The organism is Verrucomicrobiia bacterium (genome assembly GCA_019634625.1).
GTDB lineage: Bacteria > Verrucomicrobiota > Verrucomicrobiia > Limisphaerales > CAIMTB01 > CAIMTB01.
This window is the reverse complement of record JAHCBA010000062.1, coordinates 1-26,511: the sequence shown is the minus strand read 5'-3', so window position 1 is coordinate 26,511 and position 26,511 is coordinate 1. Positions and strand designations below refer to the sequence as shown.

General features: G+C 67.4%; 22 protein-coding genes. 11 read left to right on the top strand and 11 right to left on the bottom strand.

The features are described 5' to 3' along the window. Positions 1 to 218: 218 nt before the first annotated feature. Positions 219 to 869 carry a DUF1080 domain-containing protein gene (locus tag KF833_22810; protein ID MBX3748150.1) on the top strand — a complete coding sequence of 217 codons (651 nt, stop codon included), beginning with the start codon at positions 219 to 221 and terminating at the stop codon, positions 867 to 869. Positions 870 to 882: 13 nt separating this feature from the next. Here the strand turns inward: KF833_22810 and KF833_22805 are convergent, their stop codons facing one another. The 9 genes from KF833_22805 to KF833_22765 all read right to left on the bottom strand — a co-directional run bounded on the left by KF833_22805 (position 883) and on the right by KF833_22765 (position 10,901). Then, positions 883 to 2,061 carry a glycosyltransferase family 4 protein gene (locus tag KF833_22805; GenBank protein ID MBX3748149.1) on the bottom strand — a complete coding sequence of 393 codons (1,179 nt, stop codon included), beginning with the start codon at positions 2,059 to 2,061 and terminating at the stop codon, positions 883 to 885. 11 nt (positions 2,062 to 2,072) lie between these two features. After that, positions 2,073 to 3,233, bottom strand: coding sequence for a glycosyltransferase (locus tag KF833_22800; protein ID MBX3748148.1), 1,161 nt, complete (start codon positions 3,231 to 3,233; stop codon positions 2,073 to 2,075). Further along, a complete protein-coding gene (locus tag KF833_22795; GenBank protein ID MBX3748147.1) occupies positions 3,230 to 4,381 on the bottom strand; it encodes a glycosyltransferase family 4 protein in 1,152 nt (383 codons plus the stop codon). Before KF833_22795 ends, KF833_22800 begins: the two co-directional genes overlap by 4 nt. A gap of 398 nt (positions 4,382 to 4,779) precedes the next feature. Beyond that, entirely contained in the window at positions 4,780 to 5,784 is a 1,005-nt protein-coding gene (locus KF833_22790) for a glycosyltransferase family 2 protein (GenBank protein MBX3748146.1), read from the bottom strand. Next, positions 5,781 to 6,749, bottom strand: a complete 969-nt coding sequence (locus KF833_22785) for a glycosyltransferase (GenBank protein MBX3748145.1) — start codon at positions 6,747 to 6,749, stop codon at positions 5,781 to 5,783. The genes KF833_22790 and KF833_22785 overlap by 4 nt, the downstream gene beginning before the upstream one ends. Positions 6,750 to 6,928: 179 nt before the next feature. Further along, entirely contained in the window at positions 6,929 to 8,149 is a 1,221-nt protein-coding gene (locus KF833_22780; GenBank protein MBX3748144.1) for a hypothetical protein, read from the bottom strand. Further along, positions 8,142 to 8,768, bottom strand: a complete 627-nt coding sequence (locus KF833_22775; GenBank protein MBX3748143.1) for a class I SAM-dependent methyltransferase — start codon at positions 8,766 to 8,768, stop codon at positions 8,142 to 8,144. Before KF833_22775 ends, KF833_22780 begins: the two co-directional genes overlap by 8 nt. Next, positions 8,761 to 9,996, bottom strand: coding sequence for an ABC transporter ATP-binding protein (locus KF833_22770; protein MBX3748142.1), 1,236 nt, complete (start codon positions 9,994 to 9,996; stop codon positions 8,761 to 8,763). Before KF833_22770 ends, KF833_22775 begins: the two co-directional genes overlap by 8 nt. 38 nt (positions 9,997 to 10,034) lie before the next feature. Further along, the gene (locus KF833_22765) at positions 10,035 to 10,901 is read right to left on the bottom strand and encodes an ABC transporter permease (protein ID MBX3748141.1); all 867 of its coding nucleotides are present in this window, start codon (positions 10,899 to 10,901) and stop codon (positions 10,035 to 10,037) included. Between the two features lie 281 nt (positions 10,902 to 11,182). On the opposite strand from KF833_22765, the gene KF833_22760 reads away from it, so the two are divergent. After that, positions 11,183 to 12,463 (top strand): iron-containing alcohol dehydrogenase, encoded by a 1,281-nt coding sequence (locus KF833_22760; protein MBX3748140.1) that lies wholly within the window; start codon positions 11,183 to 11,185, stop codon positions 12,461 to 12,463. On the opposite strand, the gene KF833_22755 is transcribed toward KF833_22760, so the two are convergent. Further along, a complete protein-coding gene (locus KF833_22755; GenBank protein ID MBX3748139.1) occupies positions 12,445 to 13,410 on the bottom strand; it encodes a metallophosphoesterase in 966 nt (321 codons plus the stop codon). The genes KF833_22760 and KF833_22755 overlap by 19 nt on opposite strands. 29 nt (positions 13,411 to 13,439) lie before the next feature. Next, entirely contained in the window at positions 13,440 to 15,653 is a 2,214-nt protein-coding gene (locus KF833_22750) for an LPS-assembly protein LptD (GenBank protein MBX3748138.1), read from the bottom strand. Positions 15,654 to 16,249: 596 nt separating this feature from the next. On the opposite strand from KF833_22750, the gene KF833_22745 reads away from it, so the two are divergent. From KF833_22745 to KF833_22705, 9 genes are all read left to right on the top strand, one after another. Further along, on the top strand, positions 16,250 to 18,799 hold the full coding sequence (locus KF833_22745; GenBank protein ID MBX3748137.1) for a heavy metal translocating P-type ATPase metal-binding domain-containing protein: 2,550 nt from the start codon (positions 16,250 to 16,252) through the stop codon (positions 18,797 to 18,799). 13 nt (positions 18,800 to 18,812) lie between these two features. Beyond that, the gene (ccoS, locus tag KF833_22740; GenBank protein ID MBX3748136.1) at positions 18,813 to 19,004 is read left to right on the top strand and encodes a cbb3-type cytochrome oxidase assembly protein CcoS; all 192 of its coding nucleotides are present in this window, start codon (positions 18,813 to 18,815) and stop codon (positions 19,002 to 19,004) included. Then, complete coding sequence (gene ccoN, locus KF833_22735; protein MBX3748135.1) at positions 19,001 to 21,121, top strand: cytochrome-c oxidase, cbb3-type subunit I; 2,121 nt, start codon at positions 19,001 to 19,003, stop codon at positions 21,119 to 21,121. Before ccoS ends, ccoN begins: the two co-directional genes overlap by 4 nt. Before the next feature lie 6 nt (positions 21,122 to 21,127). Then, positions 21,128 to 21,349 carry a hypothetical protein gene (locus KF833_22730; GenBank protein MBX3748134.1) on the top strand — a complete coding sequence of 74 codons (222 nt, stop codon included), beginning with the start codon at positions 21,128 to 21,130 and terminating at the stop codon, positions 21,347 to 21,349. Further along, a complete protein-coding gene (locus KF833_22725) occupies positions 21,342 to 21,941 on the top strand; it encodes a c-type cytochrome (protein ID MBX3748133.1) in 600 nt (199 codons plus the stop codon). The genes KF833_22730 and KF833_22725 overlap by 8 nt, the downstream gene beginning before the upstream one ends. 30 nt (positions 21,942 to 21,971) lie before the next feature. After that, positions 21,972 to 23,507, top strand: coding sequence for a cytochrome c oxidase accessory protein CcoG (ccoG, locus tag KF833_22720; protein MBX3748132.1), 1,536 nt, complete (start codon positions 21,972 to 21,974; stop codon positions 23,505 to 23,507). Beyond that, positions 23,504 to 23,986 (top strand): FixH family protein, encoded by a 483-nt coding sequence (locus KF833_22715; GenBank protein MBX3748131.1) that lies wholly within the window; start codon positions 23,504 to 23,506, stop codon positions 23,984 to 23,986. Before ccoG ends, KF833_22715 begins: the two co-directional genes overlap by 4 nt. Before the next feature lie 31 nt (positions 23,987 to 24,017). Then, entirely contained in the window at positions 24,018 to 24,731 is a 714-nt protein-coding gene (locus tag KF833_22710) for a sulfite exporter TauE/SafE family protein (protein MBX3748130.1), read from the top strand. 190 nt (positions 24,732 to 24,921) lie between these two features. Then, positions 24,922 to 26,157, top strand: a complete 1,236-nt coding sequence (locus tag KF833_22705) for a metallophosphoesterase family protein (GenBank protein MBX3748129.1) — start codon at positions 24,922 to 24,924, stop codon at positions 26,155 to 26,157. Positions 26,158 to 26,511: the final 354 nt, after the last annotated feature.

The window sequence follows — 26,511 nt, the reverse complement described above, 5'->3', positions numbered from 1 at the left end:
AAGCCAATCAGCCGTCCGTCCTCCTGGCCACCGAAATCGCCCTATCCATCTAACCTCCAACATTCAACTCCCCGTCTTGTCGATAGCCATGTTGATAAGGCGCCACCCACGTCTCTCCTCCCTCATCCCCTGATCTAGCTGAATCAGCCTTGGGGGCGGGACGGTGGGTGGACCGGAAGAAGTTTGCATGTGGCGCGGGAGCGGGTTTGCTGTCGGCCATGAAGACCGTGGTGTGGTTGTCGGGACTGGGTGTGGTACTGATGTCCGTGATCGGGGCGGCTGGAGCAGTTCCAACGAACGCTCCTTCGCCCGGGGGGGGGCGGGAGAGGTCATTGTTCGATGGGAAGACTCACGAGGGATGGGCGGTGACCCGGTTCGCGGGGCGGGGTGAGGTGCGAGTGGATCGCGGCCTGCTGGTTCTTGAGCAGGGGTTCCTGACCGGGATCCACTGGACCAACGATCTGCCGCAGACGAATTACGAGATTTCGATGGAGGCGCGTCGGGTGAACGGGAACGACTTCTTCTGCGGGCTGACGTTCCCCATCCAGGGGACAAATGCGACGCTCATCGTGGGGGGATGGGGCGGGGGGTTGGTGGGGATTTCAAGCATCGACGGCTATGATGCCTCGGAGAACGAGACGACCACGTTTCATGCCTTCAAGCGGGAGCAGTGGTACGCCATCCGGGTGCGGGTGACGTCGGAGAGGCTGGAAGCGTGGCTGGACCAGGAGAAGATCGTGGATGTGAAGGTGCCGGGACGAACATTCGGGCTGCGGTCGGGTCCGATCGAGGAGAGCGTTCCATTGGGGGTGGCCACCTATGAGACCGAGGCGCATCTGCGGAACATTGTGCTGCGGTATCTGCAGTAGCCGGGCAGGGGAGTCAGGCATCGACGCGGCCCGGCGGCCCTCGATGCCCCGCGACGGCGGACTCTAGCCACGCGGCGAGGCGTTCGGAGTGAGCGTTGAGGGCGTAGTCCCGTTCCACGCGGCGCCTGGCCGCCCGGGCGCGGGTGGCGGCGGCGGCGGGATCGTCGAGCACGGAGGTGACGGCGGCGGCGAGGGTCGCGGCATCGGGGCGGTCGAGGAGGAGACCCAGTGTGCCGTTGTCGAGGAGGTCGGCGGCGGCGCCGACGCGGCGGGAGACAATGGGGACCTCGAAGGCCATGGCTTCGAGGAGCACGATGCCGAAGGTCTCAAGGGTGCTGGGGAAGACAAAGACCGACGCGGCGCGCCAACGTTCCAACCAGGCGTCGGAGCCGGCCTGAAGCTGCCGGTGCACGACGAGTCCGGGTTCCGGGTCGAGGTTGGATTCGGTGAGAAGATGGAGTTCGCAGCGGTGCGAGAGGTGGCGGCGCCAGGTTTCAAGGAGGAGCGGGCCGCCTTTACGGCGGAAATCGCCGCCGACGAAGAGGATTTGGGGCTGGGAGCCGGGCAGGGGCGGTCGCGATCGCGGGGTCCAGGCGAGGGGGTCGATTGGCGGGGGCAGGATGTCCACGCGGCCGGGTTCGACGTGGTAGTTCTGGAGGAGTGAAGTCCGGGCGGCGGCGGACCACGGGAGCAGGCGATGGGCTGCGGCGAACAGGCGCCGTTCGGCTGTGAGGAGTGGGCCGAGGGTAAGGGGGGCAAGCCAGGCGGCAATGCGGTTGGGCGCGAACCACCGGGAATGCCGAAGCTGGGTGAAGGTGGCGTCGAGGCAGACGAAGACTGGCAGACTGGGCGTGAGGTCGGAGAGGGAGAGGGCGACGCTCTGCGTGTTGACGATGACGGCCCGGACGGGATGGACCGCGCGGAGTGCGTCGAGTTGACGTCGGACGTGCATGCTGACGATGCGGCGCCAGCGCAGGGCGTGGAAGTCGAGGCCGAACCGGCGCAGGCCGCGAATGGTGCGGTTGGCGCGGATGCGCCAGGGTTCGGGGAGGGGGGTGGCGTCGAGTCGAAGGGGCTGGATTCCGAGTTCCGGACGGTGTTGGAAGGCACCGGCATAGCGGCCGAGGTGGGAGGCATGGCCGAGGGTGTTTTCGTTGATGAAGGCGACGGGGATGGGCGGGAGCGTGGACATTGGGTTGGGGGTCAGGCCGGGCGAATGAGGGAGCGGATCAGGGGCAGGTAATCCTCACGAAACCGGGCGAGGGAACGGGAAACCGCGGTGGCACGGGCTGCGCGGCCCAGTTCGGGGAGCCGGGCGCTGTGGCGGTGGCACCAGGCGAGGCGTTCGCGGAGGGCGTCGCGATCCCCAACGGGAACAATGAACCCGTTGTGGCCGTCGATCACCCAGTCGCGTCCGCCGGTGGTGGTGCTGACGATCACGGGGACGCCCGAGGCCATGGCCTCGGCGACGACGTATCCGAAGCCATCGGCGACCGAGGGATGGACGATGACGTGGGACTTGCCGAAGACCTCGTCGAGGCCGGCGTCGCGGATGGGGACGGGGCGGACATGGATCGCGGGGTGGGGAGTGACGTGTTCGCGCAGGTAGCGGGCGACTTCACGGCTTCCTGATCCGCCCCAGAGGACCAGTTCGCTGTCGGGGAGACGGGCGGCGCGGAAGGCTTCGACCACGTGGTGGAAGGCCTTTCCCACTTCCAGGCGACCGATGAAGGTTACGCGGAACCGGTCGTGTCGGAAGGTGGCCGCGGGGAATTGTTCCGTTTCGATCGGGGGCGAGACCACGACGACGCGTTCCGGGTCGAAGCCGCGTTGGAGAAAGGTTTCGCGGGCATGATGGGACATGACGCGGATCCGATCCGCGGCGGCATATTCGCGGCGACGGCGGGCTCCCTGGGTGCGATCGGGACGAAACCGCACACCGAAGGCCGCCATTTCCCGGGCAACGCGGAGATTTCCTTCGTCGTCGTGGACGGTAACGACGTCGAGGAGGGTGCCGGCGCCAAGAGCCTTGGCGCGGGCGAGACTGTGTTCGCAATGGCCGGTGAGTCCCTGGAACACGGCACATGGAGGGAGGGCGCGGGCGACGTGCCGATCGAAGGCCGTTTCGATAAGGTTGGCATGTAGGGCGCGCAGGCGGCGGACCCCGGGCCAGCGGAAAGCGGCGCCGATCCAGGCGGGAATGGCGACGGTGTGATCGCTCACTCCGGGCATGGATGTGGGGGAGAAGGTCTCGACTTCGAAGGCTCCTTCAAGCCCGGCGAGCATGTGGGCGAAGTTCAGGCCGAGACCGCCCTCCCGGGGTCTGGCGTGGGCGGCTAGGACGACTCGAGGGAGGGGATTCATGACGCGGCGGGTTGCGATGCCACCTGCGAGTACAGGTCGAGGTAAAGGGGTACAACGGCGGTCGGGGAGAAGTGGGTTTCGGCGCGCCGGCGGGCCAGGACGCCCGATGCCCGTCGGGCGGCGGGGTCGGAGACCCACCGGACAATCTGGTCGGCGAGCGTGCCGTGCCGGGTCATGTCCACGGTGACGCCAGCGTTGCCGAGGATCCAGCGGGTGACGTCCCAATCGTGCCCGACGACGGGCAGGCCGCAGGCCATGGCTTCGAGGAAGACGATGCCGAAGGGTTCGCGTGTGGGGGCGTGGGCAAAGAGGTCGGCGCCCTGATAGAGGCGGAGCAGGGCGGGGCGGGGGAGGTTGGGGAGGAGGGTAAGGCGACGTCCGAGGCTCCGGTCGGCCTGGGCGGCGAAGTGTTGGAGTTCGGTGGGATCAGCCTGTCCGGCGAGGACGAGGCGGGCGTCGAGGTCTTGGGGGAGTGCGGCGACTTCCGAGACGAGGTGATCGAGACGTTTGTTACCGCCGGGCGAGAAGTCACCGACACCGAGGATGACGGGGGCGTGGGGGGAACCGGGGGGAATGGTGCAGGGGACCTGTGCGCGGGCTTCGGCGGGATCGTCGGCAGGGCGGAAGGTGTTGGTATCGATGAGGTGGGGGATGACGAACCAACGGTTGGTGGGATATCCGGCTTCGCGGGCGAGGACATCGCGGTAGTACGGGGCGACCACCTGGATGAACGGGAGGCGACTGCACCAGTGGGGCCCGAGGAGCATGCCGTCCTTGAAGACGATGCGGAACGGGGCGGCAGGGGTGCGCCGGTGGAGTTGCAGGGCGAGGTCCGGGTCGCAGAGATGCACGATGTCCGGCCGGTGCCGGTGAAGGTGACGCCGGAGCGGGAGGAGGAAGGTGAGTTGTTCGAGAAGATAACGGTGGGACCAGGAGAGGCAGCGACGGAGGATGGGCAGATCGCGACGCAAGGTGGGGAGCCGATGGTAGGGGCCGGGGACGTTGGGCGGGGGACCGCCACCGAGCAGGGTGACCCTGGCGCCGGCCTGGAACAGGGCGGTGGCCACGTCGCGGGCCCAAGTTTCGTTCCCGCGTCGCACATGGCCAAGGCCGGAACAGGCGATGACGATGGAGGGAGGGTGGGGCATGGGGGAGCGGGGATGAGGGGCTGAGCAAGAGCAAGAGCAGGCGCAAGAGCAGGCGCAAGAGCAAGAGCAGGCGCAAGAGCAGGAGTCCGGAATCCTTGGCGAACGATAGTGCTTGAGGAGGGCTGAGGCTTTCTGGGGCCCTGAGGGTTCGTGCTTTGCTGCTGCCGGGAAGGTTCGTCGAAGTGCGGGCGGGTTGGGAGACACCATCGCGGGGACAACGGGTTCGGGAGGTCGAATGACCGACGGCAAATACTAGGACGGTCATAATATTGTTGATGGAATCAACAATAAAATGCCGGGCTATCTGTATTGAATTGATATCAACAAAAGTCTGCCTGACCTACTATTTTATTTTGGATCTCTGAGGAATTGGGGCAGGAGCAGGAATGAGTAGGAAGTCAGGCTCTGCGGGTGGGGGTGATGGGGGAAGGGGCAGGCGAAAGGGGCGGGTTGCGGAGGGGGCGGATGAGGTCCCAGAGGGGTGGGCCCCAGGCGAGGTGCCAGAGGGATTCGGCCATGCCGAGGTCGAAGTGGGATTCGAGGTGGCTTCGAGCTTCGGTTGGGGAACGGGGCGGGTGGGGCAGTCGTCGGTGGAGGCCGCGGAGGCGCAGGGATGCGGCGCGGCGGAGGTGGCGCAGGCGATGCCATGGGCGGTCGGGGAGCCAGTACAGTTCGAGAATCGGCCAGGCGCGACCGAAGTTGCGGTGGAGTCGTTCGAAGTAGGGGAGGGTCAGGCGTTCGGCAGGGATGAGGTGGGTGAGTTCGAGGGCCCGGTCGTACCAGAGTTCCCATCCGAGCAGGCGGAGGCGGTGACCGAGTTCGCTGTCGCCGCCGGAGGAGAGGTCGCGTCCGCGCCGGTCGGTGAGGAGGAACGGGGTTTGAGCCGCATGGAGGAAGGCGTCGCGCCGAATGACCAGGCCGGCGCCCAGGGGGGCGAGGACGCCTTCCAGGCGGCAGGCGGGTTCGGCGAGGTTGCGGAGGGCCAGGGCAAGACGGATTTGCGGATCGCACCAGTCGGGGGGCGGAATCTGGAATTTGCCGAGGCTGCGTCCGCTGGCGGCGCCGGCGCTGGGGGTGGCTTCGAAGAAGCGCAGGGCTTCGCCGGCGTAGTGGGGGTCGAGAAGATTGTCGTCATCGACGAAGATGAGAAGGTGTCCGCGGGATTCGCGGAGGGCGCGGAGGCGGGCCTGGGTGAGGCCGAGGGTTTCCTCGCGGATGAGGCGCGCAGGGAAGGGGAAGGAGTCGAGGTCGAGGCGTGCGGGGTCGAGGGGTTCGGGGGAGGCGTTGTCGATGACGACGAGTTCGAGGCCGCCGCGGGGGAGGGACTGACGGCGGAGGGCGTCGAGGCAGCGTTCCAGGATTTCCGGACGGGGCCGATGGGTGCAGAGGCAGAGGGAGATCACGGGCGGAGGAGGCGGGCGAGGGCAGTGCCGGGAGAGGTGGCTCGAAGGCGGAGGCGCACGACACGGTGGAGGATCCACCACACGTGTCGATCCGTGGGGTGGCGCCGGACGAGGGCGAGGGCATGGACCCAGGCGGTGCGGAAATGGCCGTGGGCGAGGGCGAGGGTGACCCACCATTCGCGGGCGTGGCGTTCGGTGCCGGAGAGCCACGCGGCCTGGGCCGGGGGGAGCGATTCCGGTATGTCGAGGCCGCGGCGGCGACGGGCTTCGCGCCAGATTTCGAGAACATCGCGCGCCTGCTGGTCGCGGCGCTGGATGGAGACGCTGCGGGCGTGCTGACGGAAATCGAGGAGGGTTTCGGGGAGGTTCGCAAGCCGGCCGGTTTCGGCGAGGCGCAGCCAGAGGTCGTAATCCTGGGACGTGAGGTAGCGGGGGTTGTAGCCGCCTACGCGGCGGAGGGAGTCCGTGCGCAGGGTGGCGGCGGGATGGATGATCCGGCCTGCCAGGCCCGTGAGGTGGGCGGCGTCGATTTCCTCGTGGGTCAGGGGAACCGGCAGGGGACCGATCGGACGGCCGGCATCGTCGATGAGGGTGACCTGACTGCCGACGGCAACGACGTCGGGATGGGCATCGAGCCAGGCGACCTGGCGGGCGAGGCGTTCGGGATGGGCGAGGTCATCGGCATCCATCCGGGCGCAGTAGGGGGCGCGGGCGAGTTCCAGGCCGCGGTTCAAGGCGACGGTGAGGCCGAGTTGAGGGAGCCGGGTGAGGCGGAGGCGGGGTTCGTTTCGGGCGCAGTCGGCGAGGATCGAGGGGGTGTCGTCGGTGGAACCGTCGTCGAGGACGATCAGTTCGAAGTTGGGGAGGGATTGGCGGAGGACACTGGCGAGGGCGGGACGGAGGGTTTGTGCGCCGTCGCGCACCGGCAGGACCACCGAAACGATGGGAGGATCTGGGTCCGGCATGGAATGGGCGTGCGGCAGGATGGATACGAAGGGAGCGATTTCGCGAGTCCGGGCGGAAGGTTCAGGCGGGAGGCGGCACGCTCGGCGTCGGGACGGCGAAATAGTCCGAAACTTCGTGCATATGCACGAAGTTTGCGTCGATTGGATGGCGTGTTGAGGGTGGGGTGGGGGAGTCTGGGTTAGGGATTGGGCGGGTGTGGGGAGAGTCGTTGCCGGATGCGGCGGGCGAGTCCGCGGCGGATGCGGCGGAGGAAGCGGCGGGCGTCGAGGAGGACGGCGAGGGGGGCTTCGAGGGCGCGATCGAGGGGAGGCACGGGGGGGCGGGGAGCATTGGCATGGCGATGCCAGCCCATGCTGAGGGTGCGGGAGAAGCGGAAGGGGACCTGGAGTTCGGGTTCGTCGGTGAGGACGCGGGCGAGGAGGGCGAGGGTATGGATGCGGAACCAGGTGGGGAACATGGCGGAGAGGTTGGGGGCGGCGCGGGTGGCGGGGATGCCCATGTGGGATTGGGGCGCGTCGCGCTGGTAGGGGAAGCCGCCGTCGGGGTTCTGCTGGTCGAGGATGTGCCGGAGGCAGCGACGGAGGGCGATGCGGATTTCGCGGTGCCGGTGGCGGGTGCGGGGATGCAGGCGGACGAGGATATCGACGGCATCGACGTCTTCGCAGGCACCGGCATTGCCCCAGGGGTGGAAGCCGCCGTCGGGATGCTGGAGATCGAGGACGGTGTCGATGAGGCCGGCGGGGTTGGGGAGGGGCCGGTTTTCGTGGTCATACACGAGGAGCTGGTGGTAGCCGCCATAGACGCCTTCGAGGGGGGAGCAGAGACCGTTGGTGCCCCAGAGATTGGTGGCGGGGTCGAGGTGCCGGTCGAGCCATTCGAACCAGAGGTCGAGGGCGATCCGGGCTTCGGGGACCGTTTCGACATCGCGGAGGTGGACGAGGAGCTGACCGACGAAGAGGAGGTTGTTGCCTTCGAACCATGCCTTGCGGAGATCGCGGGCTTCGAGCCAGTCGCGGAGATGATCGAGGTTGCAGAAGTTGCGCGCCGTGTGGAGGGGATGGCGAAGGGTGAGATTGAACTGCCGGGCGACGGGGAGGGTGGCGCAGGTGAGGTGGAGCAGGAGGTGTTGACGGTCGTGGAGGGCGCCGGGCGGGGGTGACCATTCGTGGAGTTCGGGGCCGATGAAGAGGCCGGAGTCCGGGTCCTGGCAGTCGAGGAGGAAGTTGCGGGTGGCGGGGGGGGGTGGGGCGTCGATGCCGAGATAGTGGAGGGCGAGGAGACCGTAGGCGGTGCCGTAGAGGGTGACGGGTCCGCCGGGGACGGAGCGGAAGGCGCCGGTGCCGGGATCCTCGAGGCTGCGGATGAAGCGGGCGGCCTGGTGGATGCGGGGTTCAGGCATGGGAACGGGGCCGGCAGCGGAGGTAGAGGACGGTGAGGTTGTCCACCTCGCGGGAGAGACGTTCCTCGATGGACCAGTCCGGTTGGAGGAGGGATTCGATTTCGGCGGGGGCGTATTCGTGGAGGTGGTGGGGGTTGCCGCTGTGGGCCGCGGTGCGGCAGTAGGGGGAGGAGAGGAGCAACTGGCCGTCCGGGCGGAGGACGCGGAGGGATTCCTCGAGGAACGCCTTTCCGACGGCGACGGGGACATGTTCGATGCCTTCGAGGCAGGCGACGAGGTCGAAGGTGGCGCGGGGGAAGTCGAGGTGGCGCATGTCTCCGACCCAGAACTGGGCATGGCGGCCGTAGCGTTGGTGGGCTTCGAGGATGGAATTCTGGTGGAGATCGACGCCGGTGATCGACCGGGCGCCGCGGATGCGGGAGGTGCCCCAGCCCATGCCGCAGGGGACATCGAGGACATCTTTGTCGAGGGCGTGGGAGGAGACCCAGCGGTAGCGCCAGAGGAAGGCGTCGAGGTAGGGGTTGGGCAGGCGGCGGAGCCAGGGGAGCCAGCCGCCGCGGCGGCGGAGGACCCAGCGCCGGCGGAAGGCGGGATCGTCGGGATGGGCGCGTTCAGCCATGGCGGGATCTGACGGCGAAGTGGCACGGGAGGAGGACGCGACCGGGGGAGGCGGGATTGCCGAGGACTTCGAGGCGGAGGTTGCGTTTCCAGTCGAAGACCTCGCGGGTGTGTCCATCGAGGAGGGCGACGAAGAAGTGCAGGTCGGTGGCATTGGCGGGGAGGGAGTCGAAGGCGACCTCGAGGGAACCGGAGGCGGGCAGGGGATCGAGGGGACCGCCGCGGTCGAGATTGGTGCCCTGGAAGAAGATGCCTTCGCGGTCACGGATCAGGACATCGAGAACGGCTCCGGTCACGGGCGGGGAGGGGCAATCGAAGTCGAGGCGGAGGGTGAGGGGTTGGCCGGAGCGGAGCCGTTCGACGGGCTGGCCGTGGGAATTGAGGAAATGGGCGGAGGTGAGGCGGACGCGGCCGGAGCCGTTGGGGGTGGAGAAATCGTTGCCGTCCCCGGGGGCGGGGGCGCGGGCGGCCATTTCGCGGTGATAGGCGTCGATGGCGAGGGAGGTGGGGCCGAGGCAGCCGACGCGGCCGTGGGACAGGTGGAGCACGCGATCACAGTAGCGCTGGATCTGGTGCATGTTGTGGGAGACGAGGATGAAGGCGGTGCCGGCGGCGCGGAAGGCACTGAGGGTGTTGAAGCATCGGGCCTGAAAGCCGACATCGCCGACAGCAAGGACTTCGTCGAGGAGGAGGATGTCGGGCCGGAAGGCGACGGCCACGGCGAAACCGAGGCGGACGTGCATTCCGGAACTGTAGGAGCGGACGGGGGCGTCGATGAACTCGCGGAGGTCGGCGTAGTCGATGATGTCGTCGAGGCGGGCTTCGATTTCGGTGCGGGACCGGCCGAGGATGGCACCGTTGACGTAGATGTTTTCGCGTCCGGAGAGGATGGGATTGAAGCCGGCGCCGAGGGCGATGAGGGCGCCGACCTGGCCGCGGAGGGCGAGCTGGCCGCGGTCGGGTTTGAGGAGGCCGTTGAGCATTTTGAGCAGCGTGGTTTTGCCGGCGCCGTTGTGGCCGATGAGGCCGAGGCATTCGCCGCGCTGGAGTTCGAAGGAGACGTCATTGACGGCCCAGAACTCGTCGGGGCGAAGCCGGTCATGGCTGCCGAGGGTGCCGAGGGCTTCGGAGGCGATGTCGCGGAGGCCGTACCAGAGGGAGCGACGGAGACCGCGGCAATACTTCTTCGAGACGTGCCGGGCGCGGATGACGAGGTCGGAATCGGGCATTGGGGGGTGGCGATGCGAAGGGGTGGGGGAGGGTCGGATCAGCCGCCCATCCGTTCGACGATCATGGGCATGGCGAGGCGGTAGGCGAACCATGCGGCGAGGAAGACGGCGAGGGCGGCGAGGGTGACCCATCCGAAGCCGGCGAGGAGTTGCGGGGGTTGGGCGGTGAGCCAGTCGCGGGTGGTGACGAGGACGGGACTGACGGGGTTCCAGGTGGCGAGCCAGCCGACCCAGCCTTCCGGGCGCGGCGGATAGACGACCGGGGTGAGGAGCATGCCGAAGGTAGCGACGATCGGGATGGCGCGACCGATGTCGGTGTAGAGGAGTCCGACCGGAGTGATGACGAGTCCGATGGCGGTGCCGAGGAGGAGGAGGCTGGCGATGCCGAGGGGGGCCCAGAGGAGGGAGGGGGCGAGGGGGACGTCTGCGAGGGCGAGGACAGGGATGAGGAGGAGCAGGCGGATGAGGAAGTTCCAGGCGGTTTCGGCCAGGCCGGCGAGGACGAGGGCTTCGCGGGGGAACTGGATGCGGGCGAGCATGCCGCGGGCGGCGGTGGTTTGTTTGAGGGGGGCGTTGAGGGCGTCGATGAAGGTCTGCCAGAGGAGGGTTCCGGCGAGGACGAAGGCGGGGTAGGGAACGGGGGTGTCGCCGACGGTGAGGATGTTTTCGCGGTTGAGGATCATCCAGGGGAGGGCGGCGAGGATGGGGGGGACGAAGGCCCAGACGTAGCCGAGCACGGACTGCCGGTACATGGCGCTGAGGTCGCGGACGAAGAGGCGCCAGGCGAGGCCTCGCGAGGCGGCGAGGTCGCGGAGCATGGCGGCGAGGAAGGGGCCGGGGCGGCGGACGGGGGAGTCCGGGGTGTAGATGACCCAGTCTGGGGTGGAGGGATGGGGCGGATTCATGGGCGGCGCGGGGCGAGCGAATGGGGATGCGTGGGGACGAGGGGCGGAGAGACTTCGTCCCGGTGACTTCGCGGGCGGGGTGGGAGCCGGGCATCCCGGACCGCGGCCGGACGCTTCGATTCGTCGGGGACGGCGGTGCGGCGTCAATCCCGGACTCGGGGACATTTTCGAGTTGGGGAACCTTGGCGCCCGGCGGCGGTGGCTGTCATAGTGGCGGCGCTCGGACGCGGAGCGTGGGAATTCGCAGGGTGCGGTTCCTGTTCCGGACCGCCGGGCGCATCATGGCTGCAAGTCCCGCGTCCGCATCGTCCGAGGGCCACCGTCGTTTGCCGCCGGACTGGCATCTGGCCCCATTCGACAAGCAACCCCGGACGCGGCTGGTGTTTGGCCGGGCGTCGGTGGCGCGGATAGGGGAGTTTGTGGGGGAGATGGGGGGGCGTCGGGTGCTGGTGGTGACGGATCCCGGGCTGGTGCGGGCGGGTCATCCGGCGCGCATATGCGATCTGCTGCGGCGGGCGGGGGCGGAGGTGGAGGTATTCGACCAGGTGCGGGAGAATCCGGACACGGTGTGTGTGGACGAGTGTCTGGCGGTCGCGAGGGTATTTCGGCCGGAGGTGCTGGTGGGATTGGGTGGGGGGAGCGCGATGGACACGGCGAAGGGCTGCAATTTTCTCCACACGAACGGGGGGCGGATGCAGGACTACTGGGGGGTGGGGAAGGCGCGGCGTCCGATGCTGCCGTTTGTGGCGATACCCACGACGGCGGGCACCGGGAGCGAGTGCCAGTCGGCGGCGTTGATTGCCGATGCGGACAGCCACATGAAGATGGCGTGTCTGGATCCGAAGGCGGCGGCGCGGATTGCGATTCTGGATCCGGAACTGACGGTATCGCAGCCGCGTGCGGTGACGGCGCACACGGGGATCGACGCGATTGCGCACGCGGTGGAGACGGCGGTGACGGCGCGGCGGAACGCGATTTCGCTGATGTATTCGCACGAGGCGTTCAAGCTGCTGGTGCCGAGCCTGCCGAAGGTGTTGCGGGCGCCGGACGATGTGGAAGCGCGGGGGCGGATGCTGTTGGGGGCGGCGCTGGCGGGGACGGCGATCGAGTTGAGCATGCTGGGGGCGGCGCATTCGGCGGCCAATCCATTGACGGCGCATTTTGGGGTGGTGCACGGGGTGGCGGTGGGACTGATGCTGCCGCATGTGGTGCGGTTCAACGCGGCGGATCCGGATGTGCGGCTGGCGTATGCGGAGCTGGCGTCGGCGCCGGAAATTGCGTGTGTGAGCGAGGGGATCGGGGAGGCGGTTGAGGCGTTGGTGCGGCGGTTGGAAGGGTTGCTGAACCTGGCGGAGACGCCGGGGTCGCTGGGGGCGGCGGGGGTGGATGGGGCGTTGATACCGAAGATGGCCGAGGAGGCGGCGCGACAGTGGACGGCGAACTTCAATCCGCGTCCGTTGGGACGCGAGGAATTCGCGGCGATGTACCGGGCGGCGGAGCAGCCGCGGGGCGGGGGGGAATTGGGAGAGGACGAGGAGGAGGGTCAGGGCCAGGGGAGGTGATGGCGGGTGACGGGCGGGGGGGAATCGGCGTTGGGGTGGAGGTTGATTTCGAGGTAGCCGCCGTCCTTGCGAAGCTGGATGCCGGCGGGGGAGGGGCAGAGCACGACGCGGAAGGGGGCCCAGTGGCGGGCGCGGCGGAGGGCGCCGCTGAGGCGTCGGGCGGTGTTGCCGAGGAAGGCGAGTTCGGGCATGCCGGCGAGGAGGCGGCTGGTGCGGAGGACCGCTTCGGAGTGGAGATGGCCGATGACGGTGCAGGCGAGCTGGGGAAGGCGCGCCTGGAACCAGGGTTCACGGGCGAGGAACGGGAGGGCGGTGGGATCGTGGCAGAAGAGGATGACACGGTGGCCCTGGGGGATGGCGTCCCAGAGGGCCTGGAGGGATTCGAGGTGCCGGGTGCGGAGCTGGTGCCAGGCGTCGCGTTCGTCGGGGAGCAGTTCGGGGAGGAAGGTGGGGAGGGCGAGGAGGCTGGAGGTGATGCCGACGAGGTGGAAGCGGCCGGCGGGTTGGGACCAGAGGGGTTGGAGTCCGAGGGGGCCGATGGCGCGGTGCCAACTGGCGAGGCGGGGTCCGCCGCAGCCGCCGAAGAGGCTCATTTTGCCGAGTTCATGGTCGCCGAGGGTGGCGTGGAAACGGTCCTGGAACGGGGCGCGGAGGCGGTCGAGGCATTCCCGGGCACTGTCGAAGGCGGCGTCATCGGCGACCCCGACGAAGGCGCTGTCACAGGAGTAGTCGCCATTGGCGACGACCCAGTCGGGGGAACCGGCCCGTTCGAGGAAGGCGTCGAGTTGGGCGTTGTGGGCGGTGGGATCGGCGAGCCAGAGGTGGCGTCGGTAGAAGGTGGCGATCCAGCGGAGGGGGAAGGGGCGGATGGCGCGCCGTTCCCAGCCGCGCCGCGCCTTCTCGGCGGCGCCGGCGTAGTGGATGTCGCTGACCACCAGGAGGCGCATGCCGGGGAACGGGGCGGGCGGGGCGACGGTCAGCCGCCGATGAGGAGGGAGGGTCGTTCGGCGTCCTGGCCGCTGCGGAAGCGGGGGAAGGCCTTGAGGGAGATGGAGAGGGAGACGGCAATTTCGTCATCGCCGCCAAGGTTATCGCGGAGGCGGAGGGTGAGGGCGGCGGTGAGGCTGCGGAGGTCGCGGTAGATCGTGTAGTACTGCTCTTCGAGGGAGCGATTGCGGATCTCGTAGTAGTGGGAGGTGCGGAATCCCCAGTTCTCGCTGAAGCGGAGGTAGAGGCGGGTACCGAGGAGATTGCCACCGACGCCGAGATCGGGGTCGTCGCGGGTGTAGCGATGGGTGAGGCCGAGGGACCAGTCGCTGCCGGGTTTGAAGATGACGGAGTGGTGGGATTCGCGGAGCAGGGCGTCGTTGGGATCGACGCGGATCTCGGAATTGACGGTGAGCCAGCGGCGCGGTTGGAAGTCGAGTTCGGAATAGACATCGCCGAGGTCGGCCTGACCGTCGCGGGGGTCGAGGCGCCAGTCGGTGAGGAGGGCCCAGTCGAGGAGATCCTCGACGCGGCCGTCGCGTTTGGTCTGGAGTTTATTGCGGAGGCCCCAGCGGATGACATTGCGGCTGTCGATGGAGTCGATGGCGTTGTAATCCGGGTAATGGATGGGGAGGGGGCGGAGGCTGGGGAGTTCGGTGTCGAACTGCGGGAGTTCGAGGGGGCGCGCGTTGGGTTTGGGGGTGAAGGCGTATTGGGCGGACGGTTCGAGGATGTGGCGGAGGCCCTCGACGTCCCAGAAACGACTGGAGGCGCCCTGCCAGAGGCGGTGGGCCTTGAAGGAGACCTCGGCGCCGAGGTGCACGACGGCGCGGGTGCGGGCCTCGAGATCCTCCCAGGCGTCGCCGTGGGTTTCGCCGTAGTAGGTGAGGCGTCCGCCGGCGCGAGGGGTCACATTGAGCCAGCCGAAGAAGGTCTTGGGGAGAAGCACCTGGTGAAGGGTGTCGCCGCGGAAGGCGGAGTAGTCGTCGTCGGGGTGGCCGGTGGCGAAGCGGCGTTGGAACCAGCCGGCGGAGGTTTCGCCCTCGTAGAAGAGACCGGAGCGGCCGAGTTCCTGGCGGTGGGCGGAGAGGCGGATGTCGGGGAGGCGTTCGACGGTTTCGAAGAAGTCATTGACCTGGACCCGGGTGAGGGCGTTGAGGGTGAAGTCCGGCCAGGCCTGCTGCACCTCGACGTGCGTGCCGGGCATGGGATTGGCGCGGAATTCGTCCTCGAAGAAGTCGCGGGTTACCCAGGGATCGGACTGGCGTCCGACGACGGCGGTGGCGGTGAGGTTTGGGCGGAGGGTGACCTGGTGTTGGAAACGGATGCGATCGCGCTGACGATCGATGAGTTCGCCGGTGATGGGGTCCTGGCCCGGGCGCTGATCGGCGATCCAGTAACCATGGAGGGCGCCGGTGCCGAGGGGTTCGAGGTCGTAACGGAGTTCGGGGCCGATGCCAAAACCGCGCCGGGAATACGAATCGAGATGGACCGCGCCGACGGCGTTGGTGCCGAGGTCAAACTCGTAGGCGGCCCGGAGATAGGCGCCATGCAGCCCGCGGTAGCCCGGGGTGAGCATCCAGCGAGCGGGGTGACGGTCGAGGCGTCGGGTGTAGTACGGAAACCAGAAGACCGGGGTGTCGCCGAGATACAACATGGCGTCGTGGGCGACGAGGCGCCGATCCTCGCGGAGCGTGATCGAACGGGCGCGAATCCGGTATCCTGGCGTGGCGAGGTCATCGGTGGTGACAAAGCCTCCATCGAGGCGGACCAAGCGGCCTTGTTCGACGGGTTCGAGGGTGACGGCACGCTCGCCGCCGACGAAGAGCGGGGGAATGCCGAGGCGGAAGGACTCCACCTCCATGGCCTCGGTGAAGAAGTTGTAGAGGAGCCGCTCGCCGTTCCAGATCTGGCCGCCCCGTTCGAGGGTGACGGCGCCTTCGGCCACGGCGTCGCCGGTCGTGCGGTCCAGTTGGATACGCAGGGCGGTGAGGATGGCATCCCGGTAAAGGACCTGAACGCCGTGGGCGGCGCTGGCGGTGCCGGTTTCGAGGTCGTACTCGACTAGGAACTGGTCGTTGAGGGAGCGGATCTCGATGCGGTCGCGATCCGGACCGGCGGGGTCGTGGAGATCGGCTGCGGCGGTGAGGCTTGCGAGGCCCAGGAGGGGGATCAGGGCAGGGAGGGCGCGCAGCCAGTTCATCGTTGCCCGGGAGCGAATCATTTCCCGACCGGGGTGCCAAGGGGGGAGATCGGGCCCGAATCGCCGCGTATGGATGGCTGACGCGACGAGATCCGTCCGGAAGGCGAGCCGGAGCGTGGAATTGGGAGGTTCAGTTCAGGGGTGCCCAAGTGGCCCAACCCTCATGATCCAGACTGGTTTGGAGGGATTCGTAGTGTCAACAAAAATATGACTGACTTACTATTATGTTAACAACTCATTGCCTGCCTTTCTATTTTATTTTGGTTTGGCTATTTGATTTGTGAATCCGCTCCAGCGGCCGGAGGCGATTTCCTTGGGGGTATTGGGCAGCAACGTGGCGTCAACAATGCAGTGCCTGACTACAGTCAACAATGATATGTCGGGCTTACTATCGTTTATCGTCAACAATAACTGCCTGCCTTTCTATCTTAATTTTGTGTGGGCCAAGAATTGGCTTGTGGTGGGCAAGAACGGTTGAGCCCGGGGGATGGGCGGGGGGCCTAGGTTCTCGCCCTCGCGAACGCGGGTTGGTTGGCTGGCCGACGGGTGAAGGGGTGTGGGGCGAGGCCAGGCTGGCACCGGGTTCGGGGCAGCTCATGCAACCGATAGGTTCCACTCCGACGCATCTGGCCGGCTTGCCGGCCGGGGTGGGATTGCTGCCTGGCCTGGCGGGTGTGGACGGGGTGGTGCCGGGGAGGGGCGACGGGGCGTCCGGGTCGCGGGCCTGCCGCCACTGCGGTGAGCCGTGTCCCCCGGAGGCGCATGAGCAGGATGGGTATGCGTTCTGTTGTCTGGGGTGCCGGACGGTTTACGTGTTGTTGCAGGAGCACGGCCTGGGGGATTTCTACCGGTTGAGCGAGCGGCCGGGGGTGCGGGTGACGGAGGTCGGGCGGCGGGATCGGTGGGCATTTCTGGATGACCCGGAGGTGCGGCGGCGGCTGGTGGATTTCGAGGATGGGCGGCAGGGGCGGGTGACCTTCCGGGTGCCGTCGATGCACTGCGTGGCGTGTGTGTGGCTGCTGGAGAATCTGTACCGGTTTCATGCCGGGATCGGTTCGGTGCGGGCCAACTTTCTGCGGCGCGAGGTTTCGGTGGTGTGGGAGCCCGGGCGGATCCGATTGAGCGAGGTGGCGGGGTTGCTGGAGCAGTTGGGGTACACGCCTGCGCTGACCCTCGAGGAGCTGGACCGGCCGGGCCCGGTGGCCAAGGGGGGCGGGCTGGGGTTGCGGATCGGGGTGGCGGGGTTTGCGTTCGGGAACGTGATGTTGTTCAGCCTGCCGCAGTATCTCGGGCTGGACAGCGCGAGCGGGGAGACCTTCCGGACGTGGTTTGGGGGATTGAGCCTGCTGCTGGCGCTGCCGGCGCTGCTCTACAGTGCGAGCGACTTCTGGCGGTCGGCCTGGGCGAGTGTGCGGCAGAGGGCGTTGACGCTGGACGTTCCGATTGCGGCCGGGCTGGCGGCGTTGTACGCGCAGAGTGCGGGGGAGATTCTCCTGGGGATCGGCGAGGGGTATCTGGATTCGCTCACCGGCCTCATCTTCTTTCTCCTGTGCGGGCGGGCTTTTCAGAACAAGACGCACGACCGCCTCGGATTCGATCGCGATTATCGCGGGTTCTTCCCCCTGTCGGCGGTGCGCCGGACGGAATCGGGGGAGGAGACGGTGGCGATTTCGGAGTTGCGGGTGGGCGACCGGCTGACGGTGCGGCACGGGGAGCTGGTGCCGGCGGATGCGCGGCTGACGGCGGGGGAGGGGTGGATCGACTACAGTTTTGTGACGGGCGAGGCGGAACCGGTGGGGAAGGGGGTTGGGGACCATCTATTTGCCGGGGGCCGTCAGGCGGGGGGAGCCATCGAGGTGGAGACGGTGAAGCCGGTGTCGCAGAGCTACCTCACGTCGTTGTGGAACGACGAGGCGTTTCGGAAGGTCCGGGAGCGGGGATTGCAGACGTTGACCAACCGGTACAGCCGGCGGTTCACGGTGGCGGTGGGAGCCATTGCGGTGGGATCGGCGTTGGGTTGGGTGATGGCCGGGGATGGCGTGCGGGGGCTGAAGGCGTTCACCTCGGTGCTGATCGTCGCGTGTCCCTGTGCCCTGGCCCTGGCGGCGCCGTTCACCCTGGGAACGGCCCATCGGGTGCTGGGGCGGCTCGGCGTGTTTCTGCGGAACGCCGAGGTCGCGGAGACCCTGGCCGAGATCGACACGGTGGCGCTGGACAAGACGGGAACCCTGACCGATGCGGAGGCGCCTGCGGTGCGGTTTGTCGGGCAGGCGTTGGGGGCGGAGGAGGCGGGATGGGCTGCGGCGTTGTGCCGGCAATCGGTGCATCCGCATGCGAGGAGCCTGGCGAGGAGTCTGGCCTCGGGGGAACCGGGGGAACCGGGGGTGCCGCCGGAAGTGGAAGGTTTTCGGGAAGTGGCCGGGCGGGGGATGGTGGGGCGGGTGGCGGGACGGGAGGTGGTGCTGGGTTCAGCGGCCTGGCTGCGGGAGCATGGAATGGCGGCGGACGGGGTGACTTCGGGGACGGGGGCGACGGTTCACTTCGGTCTTGGGGGGCGGCGGCGCGGGATGTGGGTGTTGGAGGAGCGGCTGCGACCGGAGGTGGACGAACTGCTGCGGGACCTTGGCGGGCGGTGTCATCTGGCGTTGCTGAGCGGGGATCACGGGCGCCAGCGGGACCGGTTTGCGACGTTGTTTGGGGACCGGGGGCGGCTGCACTTCGATCTGGGTCCTCACGACAAGCTGGCGTTCGTGCGGCGGCTGCAGGGGGAGGGGCACCGGGTGATGATGGTGGGGGACGGACTGAACGATGCCGGGGCGCTGCGACAGGGGGATGTTGGTGTGGCGGTGGTCGAGGGGGTGGGACGCTTTTCGCCGGCGAGCGACGTGATCCTCGAGGCGGGGAGGGTGCCCCGGCTGGGGCGGGTTCTGGCGTTTGCGCGGACGACGACGAACCTGGTGCGGGTGGGTTTCGGGATTTCGGCCGCCTACAACGTGGTGGGGGTGTCGATTGCGGCGGCGGGGATCCTTTCGCCGCTGATCTGCGCGGTGCTGATGCCGATCAGCTCGGTGAGTGTGGTGCTGTTTGCGGTGGGTGCGACGCACTGGGCGGCACGACGCGCCGGGCTGGGCGGATGGCGGGGATGACGCGAAAGGAGCCATGGAAGTCATCCTGCTTCTCATCCTGGCGAGCCTGATGCTGGCCCTGCTGTTCCTCGGAATTTTCATTTGGGCGACGCGGTCCGGTCAGTTCGAGGACACCACGACGCCCGCCCTGCGGATTCTGGCGGACGATCCCCGGCCGCGGACACCGGCTTCCAACACGGATTCCTCCAAATCGAACCCTTCATGAACGTCGAGACCTTCAAGTACGACAATCGGATTGTCCGGGCCTTCGCGATCGCCACGGTGGTGTGGGCGATCGTGGGGATGCTGGCCGGGCTGCTGGCGGCGATCCAGCTCTTCCATCCCGGGGCGAACCTGAACCTTCAGTACATCACCTTCGGGCGGTTGCGACCGCTGCACACGAACGCGGTGATTTTCGCGTTTGTGGGCAACGGGATGTTCATGGGGATCTACTATTCGCTGCAGCGACTGTGCAAGGCGCGGATGTACAGCGATCTGCTGAGCTGGCTGAACTTCTGGGGCTGGAACGCGATCATCGTGGCGGCGGCGGTGACGCTTCCGCTGGGGTACACGTCGAGCAAGGAGTACGCCGAACTGGAGTGGCCGATCGACGTGGCGATCGCGGTGGTGTGGGTGGCGTTCACGATCAATCTGCTGGGGACCATTGTGAAGCGGCGTGAGCGGCACATGTACGTGGCGATCTGGTTTTACATCGCGACGGCGCTGACGGTGGCGGTGCTGCACATCGGGAACTCGCTGGCGGTACCGGCGGGGTGGTTCAAGAGCTACTCAATCTATTCCGGCGTGCAGGACGCGCTGGTGCAGTGGTGGTACGCGCACAACGCGGTGGCCTTCTTTCTGACCACACCGTACCTCGGGCTGATGTATTACTTCCTGCCCAAGGCGGCGGGGAGGCCGGTCTTCTCGTACCGGCTGTCGATCATCCACTTCTGGGGACTGATCTTCATCTACATCTGGGCGGGGCCGCATCACCTGCTCTACACGGCGTTGCCGGACTGGGTGCAGTCGCTGGGGATGGTGTTTTCGCTGATGCTGATCGCGCCCTCGTGGGGGGGGATGCTGAACGGGCTGCTGACGTTGCGGGGGGCGTGGGACAAGGTGCGGCAGGATCCGATGCTGAAGTTCATGGTGGTGGCGGTGACGGCCTACGGGATGGCGACGCTGGAAGGTCCGGCATTGTCCATCAAGAGTGTCAATGCCCTCTCGCACTACACGGACTGGACCGTCGCCCATGTGCATACCGGGGCGCTGGGATGGAACGGCTTTCTGACCTTCAGCATGCTGTACTGGCTGTTTCCGAAGCTGTACCGGACCGGGCTTTACTCGGTGAAGCTGGCCAACTGGCACTTCTGGATCGCGGTGCTGGGGATGATGTTCTACGTGGTGCCGATGTACTGGAGCGGGGTGACGCAGGGGCTGATGTGGAAGCAGTTCACGGCGGACGGGTTCCTGCTGTATCCGAACTTCCTGGAGACCGTGCTGGCGGTGCTGCCGATGCACCGCATGCGGGCTGTGGGCGGCGCCATGTACATCGTCGGGGTCCTGCTGATGGCCTGGAATCTCTACCGGACGGCGAAGGCGGGGCGGTTTGTCGAGGAGGAGGAAGTGCAGGCCCCGGCGCTCGCTTCGAAGCCCGTCCACGCGGACAAGCGGTGGGGTCATCGGTGGCTTGAGGCCAAGCCCATGCTTTTCAGCGTCCTGACGATCCTGGCGATCCTGGTGGGCGGCCTGATCGAGATCGTCCCGATGTACCTGGTGAAGCACAACGTCCCGACCCTCGCTTCGGTCCGTCCCTACACTCCGTTGGAGGTGCTGGGCCGGGACATTTACATCCGGGAGGGCTGTGTGGGATGCCATTCGCAGATGGTCCGGCCGTTCCGTTCGGAGACCGAGCGGTACGGCGAGTACTCGAAGGCGGGGGAATTCATTTATGACCATCCGTTTCTGTGGGGTTCGAAGCGGAGCGGGCCGGATCTGCACCGGCTGGGCGGCAAGTATCCGCACGCCTGGCACTACAACCACATGGAGGATCCGACCTCGACGTCCCCGGGATCGGTCATGCCGGCGTACCCGTGGCTGTTGACACAAAAGATGGACGTGGCGTCGGTGCCGGCCCGGATTCGCGCGTTGCGCCGGGTGGGTGTGCCGTACGAGGAGGGGTACGAGGGGCGGGCCCGGGAGGACCTGGAAGCGCAGGCGGCGGAGATTGTGGCGGGGCTCCGGACGGGGATGATCGAAGCGGAACCCGACCGGGAGATCATCGCGCTGATCGCGTATCTCCAGCGATTGGGGACGGACATCAAGGCGCAACCCGAACTGTGAGGCATCATGATCCGGCAAGTCATGTCACACATGGGCGGGATCGAGCTGTACGGAATCGTCTCGTTCCTGGTGTTCTTCGTCTTTTTCCTCGGGATGCTGGTCTGGGTGGCGCGTCTGCGGCGTGGCCATCTGGAGGCGATGGGGCGCCTGCCTCTTGAGGATGCCACCCCCGGGGCGGGCACGCCCGACCGTCCCTCCGACCCCCATATCGAACACTCGCATGAATGACCCGAAATCGCACGAGCCTGAAGATCCGCTGCTGCTCGACCACGAGGCCGACGGCATTCGGGAACTGGACAACGATCTGCCGCGGTGGTGGGTCTGGCTCTTCTACATCACCATCGCCTTCTCGGTGGCGTACATGCTGTACTACCATGTGCTGGGGATCGGGGACCTTCAGGCCGCGGCGTACGCCCGGGAGATGGAACGCGGGGACGCCATCAAGGCGCAGGCCCTGGCGCGGTTCGAGGCCGAGGTTGGGTCGATGCAGCCGTTGAACGACCCGGAGGTGCTCCGGCGCGGACAGCAGACCTACGCGACGCTGTGTGCGCCGTGTCATCGGGACGATGGCGGGGGACTGGTGGGGCCGAACCTGACCGACGACTACTGGATTCACGGCGGGGAGTTTACGGACACCCTGCGGGTGATCTGGGACGGCGTGCCGGACAAGGGGATGGTGGCGTGGAAGGGTGTGTTGCAGCCGGCGGAGATCCACGCGGTGGCGAGCTACGCCTACACGCTGCGGGGCACCGATCCGCCGAACCCCAAGCCACGCGAGGACCAGGCCCCGGCGGACACCGGGGAGAGCGAGTGGGAATAAGCCGGCTCATCGCGGCCAACTCCGACGGTCATGTCCACTCCGACCCCCTCCGAACCCGGCACGTCGCGTGACGGCGGCGCCGATGCCCGCCGGTCCGGGGAATCCGGGGACGGGCGTGCCGGGGGGGGCAACGGGGTGTTGAAGGGGGTGGACTGGGGGGATTTCCGGGACCATCTGGCCACGGCGGACGAGCGGGGACGGCGGAAGTGGATTTATCCGCGGCAGCCGGCGGGTCGGTACACGCGGGCGCGGACGGTGTTGAGCGGGTTTCTGCTGGCGATCCTGTTTGCCGGGCCGTTCATCCGGATCCAGGGGAATCCCCTGTTGATGATGAACATCGTGGACCGGCGGTTTGTGATCCTGGGGCAGGTATTCTGGCCGCAGGACTTTGCGATCTTCGCGGTGGCGATGCTGTTGTTTCTGACGGGCATCGTGGTGTTCACGGCGGCGTTCGGGCGGTTGTGGTGCGGTTGGACCTGTCCGCAGACGGTGTTGATGGAGCTGGTGTTCCGGAAGATCGAGTACTGGATCGAGGGGGACGCGCATCATCAGCGGGCGCTGACGGCGGCGCCGTGGACGGTGGGGAAGTGGGTGAAGCGAGTGGGCAAGCACGCCATCTTCCTGGGGCTTTCGTTTGTCATTGGGAACACGCTGCTGGCGTACATCATTGGGAGCGACGAACTGATCCGGATCATCACCGATCCGCCCGGGGAGCATCTGACGGGCCTGACCTTCATGGTGCTGTTCACGCTGTTGTTCTACGGGATCTTTGCGCGCTTCCGGGAGCAGGCCTGCACGTTCATCTGTCCGTATGGGCGGCTGCAATCGACGCTGCTGGACGAGAACAGCATCGTGGTGGCGTACGATCATCGCCGGGGCGAACGCCGGGCCCCGCTGCGCCGCCGGGAGACGCAGGAGCAGCGACGGACGCAGGGACTCGGCGACTGCATCGAGTGCCGCCAGTGCGTGACGGTTTGTCCGACGGGGATCGACATCCGGGACGGCACGCAGATGGAGTGTGTTCACTGCACCGCCTGCATGGATGCGTGCGACGCGGTGATGGACCGGATCGGAAGGTCGCGCGGGTTGATCCGTTATGCGTCGTTGAACGGGATCGAGCGGGGCGAGCCGTTGCGGGTGACGCCGCGCCTGATCGGGTACGCAGTGCTGCTGCTGGGATTGATCGGCCTGTTTCTCTTTCTGTTGTTCACCCGCAGCGACGTGCAGACGACGCTGCTCCGCGCGCCGGGCGGGCTGTACCAGACGCTGCCGGACGGGCGGCTTTCGAACCTCTACATTTTGAAGCTGGTCAACAAGACGCACCGGGAGATGGCGGTGGAACTGCGGCTGGAAGGCATGGAGGGGGTGGTTCGGGTCATGGGTCCGCCCCTGGTGGTCCGGGGCGGGGAGCGGGTTGAGGCGTCCGTTCTGGTCGAACTGGAGCCGGCCGTGCTCCGTGGGGCGAACACCCCGGTACGCCTCGGGGTATGGGCCGAGGGCCGCCCCATCGAGACGGTGCGAACAGCGTTCATCGGTCCGCGAACCCCTTCCACTCAGAAGCCATGAAAGCGACTCCATCCTCCTCCTGGAACCCCTGGCCGTACGGCATTGTGGCGGTGCTGGTGTTGTTTTTTGGCGGGACGGTGGGGCTGGTGGTGCTTTCCGTGAAGCATCGGTCGGAGCTGGTGACCGCGGATTACTACGAGCGCGATCTGGTTTACCAGGAGCGGATGGACCGGTTGCGACGGACGGAGCCGTGGGCGGACCGGATCACGGTGGCCTACGCGCGGGAGACGAGGGAAGTGGAGGTGCGGGTGCCGCGTCCGCATGTGGAGGCCGGGGTGGCGGGGACGCTGGAGTTCTACCGTCCGTCGGAGGCCGGGCGCGATCATGGGGTCGTGCTGGAGCCGGACTCCGACGGCGTTCAGAGGCTCGATGGGGGGCGGTTGATGGCGGGCAAGTGGCGGGTGCGGATGGAGTGGAGCGCCGGGGGCGAGGGGTATTTTGCCGACCGCATTCTGGTGGTGCCGGGGGACGGGCCCTGACGGTGCCTGCCAGCCGGGAAAGGAGTGACGCATGCCATACGGAACGGCCCTGTTGCTGGGATTGTTGGGGGGACTGCACTGCGCGGGAATGTGCGGGCCGTTGATGCTGGTTCTGCCGGCGGTGGGCGGGACGCGGGCGCGTTTTTTTGCCGGGCGTGTGGTGTATCAGGCTGGCCGGGTGCTGACCTATGTTCTGATGGGGGTGGCGGCGGGTTGGATGGGGCGGACGCTGGCGCTGGTGGGGATTCAGCAGGGGGTGACCCTAGGGCTGGGGCTGCTGATGCTGGGCGGGTTGCTGGTGTCGCCGCGGCTGTTGGAACTGCCGTGGTTGATGGGGTGGGTGGGCGGGCTTCAGCGGCGGATGGGAAGTTTGTTGAGGCGGCGCACGGTGATTTCCCTGGGGAGCCTTGGCGCCCTGAATGGACTGCTTCCGTGCGGATTGGTGTACATCGCCTTCGCCGGGGCGACGACGATGTCGGGGGGATGGGAAGGGGCGGGGTATATGTTGATGTTCGGGTTGGGCACCGTGCCGACCATGCTGGGGATCAGTCTGAGCGGTCGGCTGGTGACGCCGGCGGTGAGGGCCCGGCTTCGGTGGGTGGTGCCGTGCAGCATCGGGGTGGTGGCGGGACTGCTGATTCTCCGGGGATTGTCCCTTGGGATTCCGTACCTGAGCCCGGATCTGTCGGGGGGTGTGGCCGTGTGCTGTCCGACGGGCGCGGGACCTGTCGATGCTGCTCACTGAGCGGGGCGAAGGAAGGGTGCCCGGGGCGGGGTGTGATCCTGGGTTCCGGTATGGAAAGGGTGCGGGTTGGTTTGGAGCGGGGACGGAGATCGGCCGATGGGCTGTGGGGAGGCGAGACCCTTGCGAAGGTGCATGAAACCGCCCACCGGGACTTGAACCTTCGGTCCCCCACTCTCAGGGTCTCGGGACCATGAACATTCGTTGGCTTACGGGCCTGGCAGCCTTGTTCGCGAGCGGGCTGATCGCATCCGCGCAAACGGATCGGATCGGTGTGTACCTGACCTGGCAGGGCGACCCGTCCCGGACCATGACGGTGAACTGGGTGAACCTGTACGAGCACACCACGGCCAACCTGGTGTATCGGCGTGTTGGCACCACGAATTGGATGGCTGCGGCCGGGACGCGCCATGTGGCGGAGCCGTCCGTTCTCCAGGTCCGCCGGGTCGCCCTTGCCGGACTCGCTCCGGACACCGCGTACGAGTTCGTCATCGCCAACGAGCCACCCGCCAACGACAACCACAACCTCCGGTTTCGCACCATGCCCGAGCGGTTGGATCGCCCGGTCCGATTCGTCACGGGGGGCGACATGATGCACAACCGGGAGATGGTGGATGCGATGAACCGCCGTGCCGGGAGCCTGGACCCGGACTTCGCCCTGCTGGGCGGCGACCTGGCCTACGCCGACGGGGTGAATGCCACCCGGTGGATCGACTGGTTCCAGTCATGGACCCGCCATGCGCGGGGGCGGGAGGGGCGGCTCATTCCGATGGTGCTGGCCATCGGCAATCATGAAGTGCGCGGCGGGTACGGCGGCCGGATTCCCGACGATGCCCCGTATTTCTACCGCTTCTTCGCGCTCCCGGAGCGGCGTTCCTACTACGCGCTCGACTTCGGCTCGTACCTTTCGCTGCTGGTTCTGGATTCGGGCCATACCCAGCCGATCGCGGGCGAGCAGGCCCTCTGGCTGGGAGAAGCGCTGGCGGCCCGGGAATCCCAGCGCTTTGTCTTTGCGTGCTACCACTGGCCCGCTTACGGAACGACCAAGGAACCGGCCGGACTGCTCCCCGCCTCGCATCCCCGTTCGATTTCCATCCGGACGAACTGGATCCCTCACTTCGAGCGGCACGGGCTGTCCGCGGTGTTCGAGAACGATCACCACAACTACAAGCGCAGCCATCGCCTCCGAGGTCACCAACGCGACGACGACAACGGGATCCTCTATCTGGGCGACGGGGCGTGGGGGGTTGGGACCCGGACCGTTCCCGACGACGCCTGGTACCTGGCGCACACGGAACCCCGCCGGCACCTCTTTCACGTCACCCTCCAACCGTGGGGCCAGGCGGACATCCAGGCCATGGACGCCGAAGGCCGCGTCTTCGATCGCGTTACCTTGGATACGCCCCGCACCCGGCCGGCGCCGCGCTGAAGGAAGCTCGTCCCTTTGGAAGTGTTGGAGTGCGGCGCTTTGCGCCGGTTTGGATCGGCGCGAGAAGTGACCTGGGGCAAGCGGTTGGCCATGAACCCGGACGACATCCCGCCCGAAACCCAAAGCGGTGCGGAGCACCGCACTCCAAATTGGCTGCAGGGGAGTGGAGCGGCAGGGTGAGGAGTCGCGGAGCTCGTCCCTTTGGAAGTGTTGGAGTGCGGCGCTTTGCGCCGCTTTGGATCGGCGCGAGAAGTGACCTGGGGTAGGCGGTTGGCCATGAACCCGGACGACATCCCGCCCGAAACCCAAAGCGGTGCGGAGCACCGCACTCCAAATTGGCCGCAGGGGAGTGGA

Excerpts from the sequence above, each read along its gene's own strand:
- KF833_22765 (MBX3748141.1), bottom strand. The coding sequence starts at position 10,901 with ATGAATCCGCCCCATCCCTCCACCCCAGACTGGGTCATCTACACCCCG.
- ccoS (MBX3748136.1), top strand. The coding sequence starts at position 18,813 with ATGGAAGTCATCCTGCTTCTCATCCTGGCGAGCCTGATGCTGGCCCTG.
- KF833_22775 (MBX3748143.1), bottom strand. The coding sequence starts at position 8,768 with ATGGCTGAACGCGCCCATCCCGACGATCCCGCCTTCCGCCGGCGCTGG.
- KF833_22745 (MBX3748137.1), top strand. The coding sequence starts at position 16,250 with ATGCAACCGATAGGTTCCACTCCGACGCATCTGGCCGGCTTGCCGGCC.
- KF833_22785 (MBX3748145.1), bottom strand. The coding sequence starts at position 6,749 with ATGCCGGACCCAGATCCTCCCATCGTTTCGGTGGTCCTGCCGGTGCGC.
- KF833_22730 (MBX3748134.1), top strand. The coding sequence starts at position 21,128 with ATGATCCGGCAAGTCATGTCACACATGGGCGGGATCGAGCTGTACGGA.
- ccoN (MBX3748135.1), top strand. The coding sequence starts at position 19,001 with ATGAACGTCGAGACCTTCAAGTACGACAATCGGATTGTCCGGGCCTTC.
- KF833_22800 (MBX3748148.1), bottom strand. The coding sequence starts at position 3,233 with ATGAATCCCCTCCCTCGAGTCGTCCTAGCCGCCCACGCCAGACCCCGG.
- KF833_22725 (MBX3748133.1), top strand. The coding sequence starts at position 21,342 with ATGAATGACCCGAAATCGCACGAGCCTGAAGATCCGCTGCTGCTCGAC.
- KF833_22810 (MBX3748150.1), top strand. The coding sequence starts at position 219 with ATGAAGACCGTGGTGTGGTTGTCGGGACTGGGTGTGGTACTGATGTCC.
- KF833_22710 (MBX3748130.1), top strand. The coding sequence starts at position 24,018 with ATGCCATACGGAACGGCCCTGTTGCTGGGATTGTTGGGGGGACTGCAC.
- KF833_22715 (MBX3748131.1), top strand. The coding sequence starts at position 23,504 with ATGAAAGCGACTCCATCCTCCTCCTGGAACCCCTGGCCGTACGGCATT.
- KF833_22780 (MBX3748144.1), bottom strand. The coding sequence starts at position 8,149 with ATGCCTGAACCCCGCATCCACCAGGCCGCCCGCTTCATCCGCAGCCTC.
- KF833_22760 (MBX3748140.1), top strand. The coding sequence starts at position 11,183 with ATGGCTGCAAGTCCCGCGTCCGCATCGTCCGAGGGCCACCGTCGTTTG.
- KF833_22750 (MBX3748138.1), bottom strand. The coding sequence starts at position 15,653 with ATGAACTGGCTGCGCGCCCTCCCTGCCCTGATCCCCCTCCTGGGCCTC.
- KF833_22795 (MBX3748147.1), bottom strand. The coding sequence starts at position 4,381 with ATGCCCCACCCTCCCTCCATCGTCATCGCCTGTTCCGGCCTTGGCCAT.
- ccoG (MBX3748132.1), top strand. The coding sequence starts at position 21,972 with ATGTCCACTCCGACCCCCTCCGAACCCGGCACGTCGCGTGACGGCGGC.
- KF833_22805 (MBX3748149.1), bottom strand. The coding sequence starts at position 2,061 with ATGTCCACGCTCCCGCCCATCCCCGTCGCCTTCATCAACGAAAACACC.
- KF833_22770 (MBX3748142.1), bottom strand. The coding sequence starts at position 9,996 with ATGCCCGATTCCGACCTCGTCATCCGCGCCCGGCACGTCTCGAAGAAG.
- KF833_22755 (MBX3748139.1), bottom strand. The coding sequence starts at position 13,410 with ATGCGCCTCCTGGTGGTCAGCGACATCCACTACGCCGGCGCCGCCGAG.
- KF833_22705 (MBX3748129.1), top strand. The coding sequence starts at position 24,922 with ATGAACATTCGTTGGCTTACGGGCCTGGCAGCCTTGTTCGCGAGCGGG.